Origin of the sequence: Belnapia arida, assembly GCF_016773205.1 — a bacterium.
Lineage (GTDB): Bacteria > Pseudomonadota > Alphaproteobacteria > Acetobacterales > Acetobacteraceae > Belnapia > Belnapia arida.
Genome location: NZ_JAETWB010000003.1, coordinates 76,887 through 90,473 on the forward strand (window position 1 = coordinate 76,887; position 13,587 = coordinate 90,473).

Consider the following 13,587-nt stretch of genomic DNA (forward strand, 5'->3'; position numbering starts at 1 on the left):
GGATTGCAGGAGGGTTGGCATGAGGATCGGGCGTCGGGAAATACTGGCAGGCGCGGCGGCGATGGCGGTGCCGGGCGGCCCGGCGCTGGCGCAGAGCCGGGCGGAGACGCTCAGGCAGGTGACGGGCAACACCGTCAACACGCTCGACCCGACCATGCCGGGCTCGACCCGCGAGGCCTTCGGCATCAGCGTCAATGTCTATGACCGGCTGGTGGGGTTCGGGCGGAAGCAGATGGGGGCGGGTTGGGTCTTCGATCCGGATGTCATCCGCGGCGAGCTGGCCGAGCGGGTCGAGACCAGCGCGGATGGGACGACCTTCACCTTCCACCTGAAGCGCGACGCCAAATTCCACGATGGGACGCCGGTGACTGCGGAGGACGTGAAGTGGTCCTTCGACCGGCATGTGACAGCGCGCTCGCTGGCAGCGGTGCAGATCCAGACCGGGTCCTGGACCAAGGCCGAGCAGTTCCGCGTCGTCGATGCGCATACCTTCGAGGCGAAGGTGGAGCGGCCGGACCGGCTGGCGCTGCCCAATCTCTGCACGCTCTACTGCATGATTATCAACAGCAAGGTCGCAAAATCCCACGCGACCTCGGATGATCCCTGGGCGCAGGCGTGGCTGAAGGACAATGCGGCGGGGTCGGGCGCCTATCGCATCGAGAGCTTCAAGCCAGGCGAGCAGGTGATCCTGCGGCGCAACGACGACTGGAAGGGCGGGCCGTTGCCCTTCTTCCGGCGGATCATCAACCAGACGATCCCGGAGGCGGCGACCAGGGCCAACCTGATCGAGCGGGGGGATGCGGACCTCTCCATCGACCTGCAGGCGAGCGACGTGCCGAGCCTGGCGCAGCGGCCACGGGTGAAGGTGGTGTCCACGCCGCAATTCAATGCCTTCACCATGGTCGCCTTCAACACGCGGATGGCCCCCTTCGACAACGTCAAGCTGCGGCAGGCGGTGGCGGCGGCGCTGCCCTACCAGGACATCTTCAAGGCGGCGCTGTTCGAGCGTGGGGCGGCGCTGTTCGGCGGCGACTGGAGCGAGACGCCGCCAACGGCGCGCTTCCCCCAGCCGATGCCGATGAAGACGAATCTCGAGCGCGCGAAGGCGTTGATGGCGGAGGCGGGGTATCCGAACGGGTTGGATACCACCTTTTCCTTCAATGTCGGCTCGGCGGCGACGAGTGAGCCGATGGCGGCGCTGGTGAAGGAGGCGCTGGCGCGCATCGGCATCCGCGTCGAGATCCAGAAGCTGCCGGATGCGCAGATCTCGACGCTGGTGACGGAGAAGAAGCTGCCCTTCCTCACCGAGACCTCGATCGCCTGGCTGCCCTCGACCGACTACTTCTTCCGCAACTTCTTCACCGGCGAGCAGCGCTGGAACTACAGCAGCTGGAACAATGCGGAGATCGCCGATCTCACCGCCAAGGCACGGTTCGAGCGTGACCCGGCGGAGTACGAGAAGCTCTGCAAGCGGATGATTGCGGTGCTGGCCGAGGAGGTTCCGCTGATCCTGCTCTGGCAGCCGAACCAGGATGCGGTGATGACCCAGGCGATCGATGGCTACACCTATCAATACCACCGGCAGGTGGATTACCGCGACCTGCGGCGGGTTTGATGCGCGGCGTCGCGGGGCGGGCGGGGCGGCGGTTCGTCTCCTCGCTGCCGGCGTTGTTCGGCGTGCTGGTCTTCACCTTCCTGCTGATGCGGGTGCTGCCGGGCGATCCGGCGATATTCTTTGCCTCGGGGCCGAATGCGGGGCAGGCGGAGATCGAGGACATCCGGCGGCGGATGGGGCTCGACAAGCCGGTGCCGGAGCAGCTTCTGCTCTATCTGCGCGATGTGGCGACGGGGAATCTCGGGCGGTCGATGACGACGGGGCAGCCGGTGCTCAACGACCTGCGCAACCGGCTGCCGGCCTCGCTGGAGCTGACCTTCTGCGCCTTGCTGATCGCGCTGGTGCTGGCGGTGCCGCTTGGCATCCTGGCCGCGCTCAGGCCGGGGTCGGCGGTGGACCATGGGGTACGGCTGATCTGCACGCTCGGGGTCTGTGTGCCGACCTTCGTCTCGGGGCTGCTGCTGATCTATGTGCTCTACTACCTGCTCGGCATCGCGCCGGACCCGACGGGGCGGATCGACATCTTCGCCGCGCAACCACCGGAGGTGACGGGGTTCCTGCTGGTGGATGCGGCGCTCGCCGGGGAGTGGGAGGCGTGGTGGGCGGCGGCGAGCCAGCTCGTGCTGCCGGCCTGCACCATGGCGCTCTTCGTGCTGGCGCCCCTGGCGCGGATGACGCGGGCCTCCATGCTTGCGGTGCTGACGAGCGACTTCATCCGCACGGGGGAGGCGCTGGGGCTGTCGCGGCGGCGGGTGATCCTCGTCTATGCGCTGCGCAATGCGCTGCTGCCGGTGATCACCATCATGGGGATCGTCTTCTCGACCATGCTGGGCGCGAACGTGCTGGTGGAGAAGGTGTTTTCCTGGCCGGGCGTCGCTTCCTATGCGCTGGATGCGCTGCTCTCCTCCGACTATGCGCCGGTGCAGGGCTTCGTGCTGTTGATGGCCTCCATCTTCGTGCTGGTAAACCTGGTGGTCGATCTGCTCTACGGCATTGCCGATCCACGGGTGTCGATCGGATGAGCGCGACCTTGCGGCATGCGGGCTGGGTGCTGCGGGGCAACCCGGTCACCCTGCTCGCGGGGTGCGGCTGCGGGCTGCTGGTGCTGGCGGCGTTGCTCGGGCCCTGGATCGTGCCTTATGACCCGGTCGCGTCCGATGTGCCGAATGCGCTGCAGGCGCCGAGTGCGGCGCATTGGTTCGGGACGGACCAACTTGGGCGGGATGTGTTCAGCCGGGTGCTGGTGGCGGCGCGGCTCGACCTGGCGATTGCGGCGTCCGCGGTCAGCCTGTCCTTCGTCGTCGGGGCGACGGTAGGGAGTTTCTGTGGCTATGCAGGCGGCAGGCTGGATGCCTGGGTCGGACGGCTGGTCGATGTGCTGATGGCCTTCCCGCTCTTCGTGCTTGCCATGGCGATGGTGGCGGCGCTCGGCAACCGGGTCGAGAACATCATCTATGCGACGGCGATCATCAACCTGCCCTTCTACATCCGCTTCAGCCGGGCGGAGGTGAATGTGCGGCGAGGGCTCGGCTGGGTGGAGGCGGCGCGGGCTTCGGGGAACAGCCATGCACGGGTGGTGATGCGTTTCCTGCTGCCGAACGTGCTGCCGGCGATGGCGGTGCAGATCTCACTCAACCTGGGCTGGGCGATCCTGAATGCGGCGGGGCTGTCCTTCCTCGGCCTCGGGGTCCGACCGCCGACGCCGGAATGGGGGATCATGGTGGCGGAGGGGGCGAGGTTCATCACGACGGGCAAGTGGTGGCTGGTGGCCTGCCCGGGGGCGGCGCTGATGTTCGCGGTGCTGTGCTTCAACCTGCTCGGCGACGGACTGCGGGATATCCTCGATCCGCGGATGCGGACATGAGCGCGCTGCTTGAGGTCGAGGGGCTGCGGGTCGAGTTCGGTACGCGGCATGGGGTGGTGGAGGCGCTGAAGGGCGTCTCGCTCTCGGTCGGGCCGTCGGAGACGCTCGGCATCGTGGGCGAAAGCGGGTCGGGGAAGTCGGTGACAGCGTTCTGCGTGATGCGGCTGCTCGACCGGGCGGGGCGGATCAGCGGGGGACGCATCCGCTTCCGGGGCGAGGACATCACCCGGGCGGGGCGGCGGGTGCTGGCGCCGCTGCGCGGGGCGGCGATGTCGATGATCTTCCAGAATCCGCGGGCGGCGCTCAATCCGATCCGGCCGGTGGGGGCGCAGATCGCCGACGTGATCCGGGCGCATGAGGCGGTTTCGGCGCGAGAGGCCAGGGACCGGGCGCTGGCGCTGCTGGAGGCGGTGCGCATCCGCGAGCCGGCGCGGCGGCTGGAGGCCTATCCACACGAGCTTTCGGGAGGCATGTGCCAGCGCGTGATGATCGCCATGGCGATCGCCTGCGAGCCGAGCCTGCTGATCGCCGATGAGCCGACCACCGGGCTCGACGTCACTACGCAGCGGGCGGTGATGGAGCTGCTGGCCGAGACCACGGCGCGGCGGGGGATGGCGATGCTGCTCATCACCCATGACCTCGGCCTCGCCGCGCAGTATTGCGGGCGGATCGCGGTGATGGAGCAGGGGCAGGTGGTGGAGGAGGCGGCGCCGGATAGGCTCTTCGGCGCGCCGAGACACGCCTATACGCAACGGCTGGTGGCGGCCTCGCCACGGCGGGACTCGTCCGTCGCCGGGCTGGTGGGGGAGCGCGAACCGGAGCCGGTGACATCGAGCGGGCGGCGGCTGCTGGAGGTCGCGGGGCTGCGCAAGGAGTTCGGCGGGGCGGCGGCGGTGGAAGGCGTCTCCTTCCATCTCGATGCGGGGGAAAGCCTGGGGCTTGTCGGGGAAAGCGGGTCGGGGAAGAGCACGATCTCGCGCCTGGTCTGCCGGCTGCTCGACCCGACGGCGGGGAGCATCCGCTTCGAGGGGGAGGAGATCGGGGCCATTCCGGCGGGGCGGTTCCACAAGAGCCGGTGGCGGCGGGAGATTCAGCTGGTCTTCCAGGATCATGGGGAGAGCCTCAATCCGCGCTTCTCCGCCTTCGACTGCATCGCCGATCCGCTGCGGCGGCTGTTGGGGATGAGGGAGGGGGCGCAGCTGCGCGCGCGGGTGGAGGAGTGCGCCAAGCGGGTCGGGCTGCCGGGAGAGTTGCTGGGGCGGTTCCCGCATCAGCTCTCGGGCGGGCAAAAGGCAAGGGTCGGGATCGCGCGGGCGATCGCGCCGGAGCCGCGGCTGCTGGTGCTCGACGAGCCGACGGCGGCGCTCGATGTCTCGGTGCAGGCGGTGGTGCTGCACCTGCTCGACCGGCTGCGGCGGGAGGAGGGGCTGGCCTATCTCTTCGTCAGCCATGATCTCAACGTGGTGCGGATGATGTGCGAGCGAACCATCGTGCTGCAGGCCGGGCGGGTGGTGGAGGAGGGGCGAAGCGAGGCGCTCTTCGCCGCGCCGAAGGCCGGCTATACGCGGGAGTTGCTGGCGGCGATCCCGCATTTCGAGCCCCGGGGAGAGCCCGAGGCGGAGCCGGTGCTGATACAGCGGACGCAGCCGATGCCGGGGTGAAATTTGGTCGATCGACCGTCCGTGTCGCTTGCCGGGGGGAGGGGGCGTGATTAGCCTTCGCCCATCTGGGAGGAGACGGATCATGGCTGCTGCCGAACTCGGCGTGCTGGCGCCCGAGGCTCCGGAGACGCTATCGGCCGCCGGGCCGGTGGAGCGGGCGCGGGCGCTGATCCCCTTGCTGGAGGCGGTGGCGCCGGAGATGGAGCGGGCGCGGGAGCTGCCGCCTTCGGTGCTGGAGGCCTTGCGGGCCAATGACTTCTTCCGCCTGCTGACCCCGGCGGAGTTGGGCGGGCAGGCGCTGCCGCTGCCGATCTATGCCGAGATCATCGAGGCGCTGGCGATCGGCGATGCGAGCACCGCCTGGTGCGTGAACCAGGGGAACGTCTCGGCGCTCAGCTCGGCGACCTATCTTTCGCCCGAGGTGGCGCGGCGCCTCTTCGGCGACCGGGACAGCGGGCTGGCCTGGGGGGCACAGCATACCCGCGCGGCGGCGGTGCCGGTGGCAGACGGGTGGCGGGTGACGGGGCGCTGGGACTTCGCCAGCGGCAACCGCCATGCGCGGCTGCTCGGCGCCCATGTGCCGGTGGCGGAGGCCGATGGCTCGGCGCGGGCGGGCCGGCTGGAATTCGTCACCGTGCTCTTCCCGCGCGAGCAGGCGAGCATCACCGAGGACTGGGCGGCGCTCGGCCTGCGCGGGACGGGGAGCGACACCTATGAGGTGCGCGACCTCTTCATCCCCGGGAGCCATGCCTGCTTTCGCGACAAGCCGGAGGGGCGGCGGCAGCATGGGCCGGTCTCGCTGCTCTCTTCTCACCTCTGCTACGCGACGGGCTTCGCCGCCGTGGCGCTGGGGACGGCGCGCGGGCTGCTCGACCGCTATGTCGCGCTTGCCCGCGGCAAGGCGGCGCGGGCGGCGGCGCAGGCGATGAAGGACAACCATTGCGTCCAGTCGGAGATCGCCCGGCTGGAGGCGCGGCTGCGCGCCTGCCGGATGTACCTGCTCGGCACGGTGCGGGAGGCCTGGGCGGAGGCGGAGGGGACAAGGGCGGTCAGCCTCGACACCCGGATGGCGATGCGGCTCGCCACGACGACGGTGATGGGGGACGCGACGGAGGTTTCCGTCGCCTGCTACCGGGCGGGGGGGACGACAGCGATCCTGGAGTCGGAGCCTTTCGAGCGGCGGTTCCGCGATGCGATGTGCGTCTCACAGCATCTGCAGGCCAATCCCTGGCATCTGGAGATGGTGGGCCGGCATCTGCTGGGGGTGGAGCAGCCGATTGCCTTCCTGTGATGCCCTGGCACAGTCGCGGAGGAAGGGGCTTCCTTCCGGCGGCGGGCTGGGCTAAGGGAAGGGCGCGCTGGACCCGTAGCTCAGCTGGATAGAGCGTTGCCCTCCGAAGGCAAAGGTCGTACGTTCGAATCGTATCGGGTCCGCCACTTTCCTTATGCCGTCGCCCGCTCCGGCCGTGCCGAGCTCATCCAGGTTTGACGGCTCATCCTGTACAGCAGATGCAGGCGCAGGGGGTGGTCCTCGGGCAGCCGGGGATGGTCGAAGGTGCCGGCCGGGCGCATGCCGAGCTTCGCCATCAGCAGCCAGGACGGCGCATTACCCGGCACGGTGAAGGCAACGATTTCGCCGAGGCCGATGCGGCCAAAGCCGGCGGCAAGCGAGAGGCGCGCGGCCTCCTCGGCGTAGCCCTGGCGCTGGTGGGCGATGGCGATGCGCCAGCCGATCTCGACGGCGGGTGTGAAATCGGCCTGCCAGGGGATGCTCAGCAGGCCGACGGCCCCAATCAGACCCGGGGCTGATTTGCGCTCTACTGCCCAGAAGCCCCAGCCGTGCTCGGCGAAATGCGCCTCGATGCGGTCGAGCCAGGAATCGCTCTCGGCCCGGCTCATCGCGGCAGGGAAGTGGCGCATCACCGCCGGGTCGGCGTTGATGGCGGCGAGTGGCGCGCGGTCCTCGGCTCGCCAGGGGCGGAGGCGGAGGCGCGGACCTTCGAGAGTCAGGGGCGCGGGCATCATGCCGGCATCGCCCGGTGCGGCCGGTTCGGCAAGCCCCTGCTGCGGGCGAATTCGCGCCCCGGGCTGCTTCGGTCTACAGAGGCGGGTGGGCAGGCGTTGACGCCGGGCCGCCGCCGGGGGAGACGCTTCCGGGAGCGAGATGCAAGGATGATGCTGGGATGACGGAAGCCGCACCACCCGCGGGGCTGGGCCTCGCCCGATCCGAAGGGGCCCTGGCCGGGCTCAGGGTGATCGACCTGACGCGGGTGCTCGGCGGGCCCTACTGCACCATGGTGTTGTCCGACCATGGCGCCGAGGTGATCAAGCTGGAGCCGCCGCAGGGCGACGAGGTGCGCGACTGGGGGCCGCCCTTCAACGAGGCAGGGGATGCCAGCTATTTCGTCGGCGTGAATCGCAACAAGCGCTCGGTGGGGCTCGATCTTTCCAAGCCGGAGGGGCGCGAGGTGCTGCTGCGCCTGCTGGAGGGCGCCGATGTGCTGGTGGAGAATTTCAAGCCGGGCAGCATGGAGAAATGGGGCCTCGGCTACGAGGCGGTGCTGAAGCAGCGCTTCCCCGCGCTGGTACATTGCCGGGTGTCCGGTTTCGGCGGCGAGGGGCCGTTGGGTGGCTTCCCCGGCTATGACGCGGTGCTGCAGGCGATGACGGGGCTGATGTCGATCAACGGCACCGAGGATAGCGGGCCGACGCGGCTCGGGACGCCGATCGTCGATATCGCCACCGGCCTGTTCAGCACCATCGGCATCCTGATGGCGCTGCAGGAGCGGGCGCGGAGCGGGCTCGGGCAGTATGTCGACATGACGCTGCATGACTGCGGCATGGCGCTGTTGCATCCGCATGCGGCCAACTACTTCCTCAATGGCAAGCGGCCGCGGGCGACCGGCAATCCGCACCCGAACCTCGTGCCCTATTCGAAGTTCCGCACGCGGACCTGCGAGATCTTCATCGCCGCCGGCAACGACCCGGCCTTCCGGAAGTTCTGCGACTTCCTCGGCCTGCCGGATTTGGCGAAGGACGAGCGCTTCGCCACCAACGGCGCCCGCGTCGTCAACCGGGAGGCGCTGACCGATGTGCTGGAGCGGCGCTTCGCCGATGAGGATGGGCATGAGCTGACCCGGCGGATGCTGGCCGCCGGGCTGCCGGCCGGGCCGGTGCTGCATGTCGACGAGGCGATGGCGGCGGCGCATACGGCGCACCGCGAGATGGTGACGGAGCTTGGCGGCTACCGGGGGGTGGGGACGCCGATCAAGCTGTCACGCACGCCGGGAGGCACGCGGGCGGAGCCGCCGCGCTATGCGGAGCATACCGACGGCGTGCTTTCGGCCCATGGTTATTCCGAAGCCGAGCTGGCGGCGCTGCGCGCCTCCGGCGTTTTGGTGGATGCGCGGCGCAAATGAGTGACACGACCCCGCCGCTGCTGCGGCTGCAAGCGATCGAGAGCCGGGCCGAGGTGCAGGCGCTGTTCGACACCTGGCGCAAGGCGCTGGCCACGGACGAGCGCTTCAAGGGCGCACGGAACAGCTTCAAGGAAGCCGGGGAGCCGGTGAAGGGCGCCTTCGAGTGGCGGGCCAACCTTCGCCCTGCCGGGGTGCCGGCCGGGCTCGACATCGTCATCCGGCTGAACGACGTCTCGGCCTCCTACACGCCGCTCGACCGCGGGGCATCGGGCGCCTTCGGGCGGGACCTGGCGGATGGGGCGGTCTATGCGCTGCGGCAGTGGTACGATTCGAAGCGCATCGGCAGCAAGCCGCTGAAGGAGGAGGCTCTCGCGCAGTACGGCGCGCCGCAGAGCGCGGAGCTGAGCTACCCGGCCTCGCAGGGTAATGCGGGGCGGGGGCGGCTCTACCTGGTGCTGGCGCGGCTGAGCGACCCGGCGGCGGTGGGGCAGGGGTGCTTCGAGGCGCTGTCCGGCTTCCACCGCGTCGCCGCACTGGCGCGTGAGGAGCTCTGGTAAGGCTTCCGCCTCTGCAACCATGCCCGGGTTGCGCGCTTATCCAGAGGCGGCATGGCGCCGCCGGTTCGTGGATGAGGCAGGGTATGTGGCGGGCATTGGGCGTGGGGACGGCCGTGGTCGTGGCGGCGGGCATCGGCTTCGCGGCGCTGGCCATAGGGCCGGCGGCGCGGGCGCCGGAGGTGGCCGCCGCCTCGCCGGAGCAGGTGCTGGCCCGGGCGGCGGAGGACTCGCTTCGCCGACGGCTGCGCAACCCGCCGAACCTCGCCTTCTCCGATCTCCGCGTGGTGCGCTTCGGCCCAGAGGATGAGCGGGCGGTCTGCGGCAAGGCAGGCGGGGTGGGTTTCATCCTTCGCGTGCTGCTGCCGCGCGACGGCTCCGTGCCGCAGGAGCGTGACGGGCGGGGCTTCGCCTATACGACGGTGCTGGAGCAGGGGCCGGGCCTGCCGCTGATGGGCGGGGCGGTGGAGCGCTTCTGCCGCGAGGGCGGGGCGCTGGTGGCGCGAGCCATCGGGCCGGCACCCTCGCCCGATGCGGCACCGGCAGCACCCCTGTCGGCGCAGCCGGTGGCCGCGGTTCAGGGCAGCGGGCCAGGAAGCCCGATGGTGAGCGAGGCGGCTGGCGCAGTGCAGGTGCGGAGCAATGCCAATCTACGCGCGGCACCGGTCGGGGGCTCCGAGGTGCTGGGGGTGCTGCCGCAGGGATCGGCGCTGCGGGCCTTTGCTCGGGCGCCGGGCGGCTGGGTGCAGGTGGGGGATGCATCGCCACAGGGCTGGGTGCATTCCAGCCTGTTGTCGGGGGCCAACTAGAACGGTTTCCGTTCGCATTGGCTCACGGATCCCGCTCTGGCCTGGTGTTTGGACGAGCAAATCACTCTGATTAGGTAATTCCAGCGGATTATGCCGGCCGGCTCACCACCTCAGCGGTGGTGCCTGGTGACCGGCAGGACGGTCCGGGTGCCAGGCGCGGTACTCGCCCGGCGGCAGGTGTCCCGACGGGATACGGGGCTGGGCGTAACGCTGATAGCCGCCGCGCCGCCCGCCCTCGTACCGGCGATCGTGCCGGTCCCATTGGCGCCGGTCCCAGCCGCTCCTTTCCCAACCTTCATCCAAGCGCTCGGCGCGGTGAGGGCGTCGGCCTTGGCCGCTCTCGTCCTGCCATGGGTCGGCGAAACCGAGGCTGGGGAAGGCGAGGGTCAGGGCCAGGATGGCTGCGCATAATCTGGCAGGGTTCACCATGTCAGCCTCGACTGCTTTATCCTCGAGCCAACATCGGGAACACGGGCACGGCGTGACGCCGGTGGGGCAACTTCATGGCCCAGCCGCCTGCGGCGCCTGCCGGGCGCAGCGCCGGCTACAGGTCGAGCACCAGGCGGGACCCGGCGCAGCCGGCGACGCAGGCCATCAAATGGGTCTCGCGCTCCTCCGGGCGGAGAATGCGGTCGCGGTGCAGTGGCGGGCCTTCTAGCCAGCGGACGCGGCAGGCGCCGCAGATGCCGCCCTCGCAGCTCGATTCGACCTCGGCGCCGAGGCTGTGGAGCGCGGGCAGCAAGGGGGCGCCTGCGGGGAGGTCGAGGCTGCGGCCCGACTTCGCCAGGACGAGGGTGAAGGGACGGGCCCCCGGCAGCGGCGCCAGCGGGGGCGGAGTGAAATGCTCGACGCGTGCCTGGTCGGCAGGCCAGGCGGCGAGGAAGGCTTCGATCAGGCCAGGCGGGCCGCAGCAATAGGCCTCCGTGCCGGGGGTGGGCGGGCCGAGCAGTGCCGCGAGGCCAGGGCGGCCGGTCAGCGTGTCGTGCAGGGTAACGCGGCCCTGGAGGGCGGCGAGTTGCGTCGGCAGCGGCGGCGGGCCGCGATGGAGCAGGTGGAGGTGATGCTCCGCGCCGCTGCGGGCGAGGGCAGCCGCCATCGCCAGGAAAGGCGTCACGCCGATGCCGCCGGCGAGGAAGATGTGGCGGCTGGCACCTTCGGCGAGCGGAAAGGTGCAGCGGGGAAGGGAGGCGGGCAGTTCCTCCCCCACCGCCAGCGCATCATGCAGCCAGGCGGAGCCGCCGCGGCCGGCGGGCTCGCGCTTCACGGCGATGCGCCAGCACTCGGCCTCGGCCGGATCGCCGCAGAGGGAATAGGCGCGGGTCAGGCCGCCCGGCAGATGCAGGTCGATATGCGCACCGGGGCGCCAGCGGGGCAGCGGCCAGCCATCCGGGTCCATCAGCGTGAGCAGGCGGATGCCCGGGCCTGCCGGCTCGGCGGCGCGGAGGGCCAGGCGGATATGTCTCATACGGGGCGGATGGGGTCGCCGAGGCGGACGGTGCCGCCTTCCAGGATGCGGCAGTTGAGGCCGGAGCGGTTAATCATCGGGTCGAAGACCGGCTTCTCCAGGATCTCCTCGATATGGCGGCAGGGAATGGAGAGGCGCGTCGCCTCCAGCAGGCAGTCGCCGAGGCGGAAGCGGCGGCCGACGAGGTGCGTCAGCGGCACGCCCCGCGTGGTGACGTTGCGGCGGTGCTCCTCAGGCCGCAGCTCGATGCCGTGGTCGCGGCGGATGGCTTCCAGGGCCTCTTCCTCGAAGAGGGTGACCTGGCGGCCGGGTTCGGGCTTCGGGGAGTAGAAGCCCTCCTCCGTGCCGATGCGGTAGCGGTCGCCGAGGATGCCCTCGCCGGCGACGAGCTCGATCGCCTCCATGGCGCGCATGGGCAGGAACGCCCGGGCGGTGATGTGGAGGTGGGCGACGAGGCCGATCCAGCTGGGCGTAACGGACATGGCGTGCTCCGCGTGATGCGGCATGGTGCCCATGGCGCGGGCGATGCTTCAAGCGGCAGGGGCCGCTACCTTTTGTGGCTTGCGCGATGGCGGCAATGGCCGCTCAAATGCCGTTGTCCAGGAGAACGAAGGCGCGGACCCGGAATCGGGCATGGCGCCACAAGGGGGAGGCTTTGCATGACCGACCGCCACGGTCCGTCACGGTGCCTTGTGCAGTCCGGCCCGGATTCGGGTGGCTGACGGGATGTCCCTGCTCGAGGTGCGGGACGTGGTGGTGCGCTTCGGCGGCGTCACCGCGGTGGCCGGTGTCTCCTTCGACGTGGAGGAGCGCCAGATCTGCGGGTTGATCGGCCCGAACGGGGCGGGCAAGACCACGCTCTTCAACGTCATCAGCGGCATCTACAAGCCGACCGAAGGGCAGGTGCGCTTCGCCGGGCAGGCGGCGACGGGGCTGCCGCGGCATCGCATGGCGCCTCTCGGGCTGGGGCGGACCTTCCAGAACCTAGCGCTGTTCCGCAGCATGACGGTGCGGGAGAACGTGCTGGCGGGTGCGCATGCCGAGGGGCATGCGGGCTTCCTCGCCAATGCGCTCAGGCTGCCCTCGGCGCGGCGCGAGGAAGCGGCGGCCGCCGAGCATGCGCGATCGCTGCTCGCGCTGCTCGACCTCGAGACCGTGGCCGATGTGCCGGTGGCGGCGCTGCCCTTCGGCACGCAGAAGCGCGTGGAGATGGCCCGCGCCCTGATTGGCAAGCCACGGCTGCTGCTGCTCGACGAGCCGGCGGGCGGGCTGAACCATGGCGAGGTGGATGGGCTGGCGCAGCTGCTGCGCGACATCAAGCGGAATTTCGAGCTCAGCATCCTGCTCGTCGAGCATCACATGAATCTTGTCATGCGCGTCTCCGACAAAGTTGTGGCGCTCGATTTCGGCAAAAAGATCGCGGATGGGTCGCCGGCCGAGGTGCGCTCCGACCCGGAAGTGATCCGCGCCTATCTTGGGGCGGAGGCTGCGGCCCATGCTGCTTGACGTAAAAGGCATGCAGGCGGGCTACGGGCAGACGCATGTGCTGCACGGGCTGGACTTCGTCGTGGAGGAGGGCGGCGTCACCGCTCTGCTCGGCGCCAATGGCGCAGGGAAGACGACGACGCTGCGGGCCATCTGCGGGATGGTGAAGACCGAAGGCGACGTCACCTTCCTCGGCGAGCGGATCACCGGGCGGGCGACGGAGGACATCGCGCGGCGCGGCCTCGCCCATGTGCCGGATGGGCGCGGCACCTTCATGGAGCTTTCGGTCGAGGAGAACTTCCGGCTCGGCGCCTATGTGCGGCGCGACCCGGACGTGCGGGCGGACTTCGAGCGGATGTTCGAGTGGTTCCCGCGCCTGAAGCAGCGCTGGCGGCAGCAGGCGGGGACGCTCTCGGGCGGTGAGCAGCAGATGCTGGCGATCGCCCGCGCGCTGCTGCTGCGGCCGCGGCTGCTGCTGCTGGACGAGCCGAGCTTCGGGCTGGCGCCGCTGATCGTGCAGGAGATCTTCGGCATCATGCGGCGCATCCGCGAGGAGAGCGGCGTCGGCATCCTGCTGGTCGAGCAGAATGCCAATCTCGCGCTGGAACTCGCCGATCGGGCCTACCTGCTGGAGACGGGGCGTATCGTCGTCTCCGGCCCCGCCGCCGAGATCCGCGAGGACGAGGCCGTCCGCCGGTCCTATCTGGGGTATTGA

At 70.1% G+C, this 13,587-nt stretch carries 13 protein-coding genes and 1 tRNA gene; 11 read left to right on the forward strand and 3 right to left on the reverse strand.

What is annotated here, in order from left to right:
• Positions 1–19 precede the first annotated feature (19 nt).
• From JMJ56_RS10015 to JMJ56_RS10040, 6 genes are all read left to right on the forward strand, one after another.
• Positions 20–1,615, forward strand: coding sequence for an ABC transporter substrate-binding protein (locus tag JMJ56_RS10015; RefSeq protein ID WP_236037631.1), 1,596 nt, complete (start codon positions 20–22; stop codon positions 1,613–1,615).
• A complete protein-coding gene (locus JMJ56_RS10020) occupies positions 1,615–2,637 on the forward strand; it encodes an ABC transporter permease (RefSeq protein ID WP_202831494.1) in 1,023 nt (340 codons plus the stop codon). The genes JMJ56_RS10015 and JMJ56_RS10020 overlap by 1 nt, the downstream gene beginning before the upstream one ends.
• Positions 2,634–3,479: an ABC transporter permease gene (locus JMJ56_RS10025; protein ID WP_202831495.1), complete on the forward strand. Its 846-nt coding sequence runs from the start codon at positions 2,634–2,636 to the stop codon at positions 3,477–3,479. The genes JMJ56_RS10020 and JMJ56_RS10025 overlap by 4 nt, the downstream gene beginning before the upstream one ends.
• Positions 3,476–5,140 carry a nickel ABC transporter ATP-binding protein NikE gene (nikE, locus tag JMJ56_RS35250; RefSeq protein WP_202831496.1) on the forward strand — a complete coding sequence of 555 codons (1,665 nt, stop codon included), beginning with the start codon at positions 3,476–3,478 and terminating at the stop codon, positions 5,138–5,140. Before JMJ56_RS10025 ends, nikE begins: the two co-directional genes overlap by 4 nt.
• Before the next feature lie 82 nt (positions 5,141–5,222).
• On the forward strand, positions 5,223–6,431 hold the full coding sequence (locus JMJ56_RS10035) for an acyl-CoA dehydrogenase family protein (protein WP_202831497.1): 1,209 nt from the start codon (positions 5,223–5,225) through the stop codon (positions 6,429–6,431).
• A gap of 69 nt (positions 6,432–6,500) precedes the next feature.
• Positions 6,501–6,577 (forward strand) — tRNA-Arg (locus JMJ56_RS10040).
• Between the two features lie 6 nt (positions 6,578–6,583).
• On the opposite strand, the gene JMJ56_RS10045 is transcribed toward JMJ56_RS10040, so the two are convergent.
• Positions 6,584–7,165 carry a GNAT family N-acetyltransferase gene (locus JMJ56_RS10045; RefSeq protein WP_236037632.1) on the reverse strand — a complete coding sequence of 194 codons (582 nt, stop codon included), beginning with the start codon at positions 7,163–7,165 and terminating at the stop codon, positions 6,584–6,586.
• 158 nt (positions 7,166–7,323) lie between these two features.
• On the opposite strand from JMJ56_RS10045, the gene JMJ56_RS10050 reads away from it, so the two are divergent.
• The 3 genes from JMJ56_RS10050 to JMJ56_RS10060 all read left to right on the forward strand — a co-directional run bounded on the left by JMJ56_RS10050 (position 7,324) and on the right by JMJ56_RS10060 (position 9,922).
• Positions 7,324–8,559 carry a CaiB/BaiF CoA transferase family protein gene (locus JMJ56_RS10050; RefSeq protein ID WP_202831498.1) on the forward strand — a complete coding sequence of 412 codons (1,236 nt, stop codon included), beginning with the start codon at positions 7,324–7,326 and terminating at the stop codon, positions 8,557–8,559.
• On the forward strand, positions 8,556–9,116 hold the full coding sequence (locus tag JMJ56_RS10055) for a hypothetical protein (RefSeq protein ID WP_202831499.1): 561 nt from the start codon (positions 8,556–8,558) through the stop codon (positions 9,114–9,116). The genes JMJ56_RS10050 and JMJ56_RS10055 overlap by 4 nt, the downstream gene beginning before the upstream one ends.
• A gap of 83 nt (positions 9,117–9,199) precedes the next feature.
• A complete protein-coding gene (locus JMJ56_RS10060; protein ID WP_202831500.1) occupies positions 9,200–9,922 on the forward strand; it encodes an SH3 domain-containing protein in 723 nt (240 codons plus the stop codon).
• A 544-nt stretch (positions 9,923–10,466) separates the two neighbouring features.
• On the opposite strand, the gene JMJ56_RS10065 is transcribed toward JMJ56_RS10060, so the two are convergent.
• Complete coding sequence (locus JMJ56_RS10065; protein WP_202831501.1) at positions 10,467–11,387, reverse strand: PDR/VanB family oxidoreductase; 921 nt, start codon at positions 11,385–11,387, stop codon at positions 10,467–10,469.
• Complete coding sequence (locus tag JMJ56_RS10070) at positions 11,384–11,869, reverse strand: MOSC domain-containing protein (protein WP_202831502.1); 486 nt, start codon at positions 11,867–11,869, stop codon at positions 11,384–11,386. Before JMJ56_RS10070 ends, JMJ56_RS10065 begins: the two co-directional genes overlap by 4 nt.
• 244 nt (positions 11,870–12,113) lie before the next feature.
• Here JMJ56_RS10070 and JMJ56_RS10075 point away from each other — a divergent pair, with 244 nt between their 5' ends.
• Positions 12,114–12,893, forward strand: a complete 780-nt coding sequence (locus JMJ56_RS10075) for an ABC transporter ATP-binding protein (RefSeq protein ID WP_202831503.1) — start codon at positions 12,114–12,116, stop codon at positions 12,891–12,893.
• Positions 12,883–13,587: an ABC transporter ATP-binding protein gene (locus JMJ56_RS10080; protein WP_202831504.1), complete on the forward strand. Its 705-nt coding sequence runs from the start codon at positions 12,883–12,885 to the stop codon at positions 13,585–13,587. The genes JMJ56_RS10075 and JMJ56_RS10080 overlap by 11 nt, the downstream gene beginning before the upstream one ends.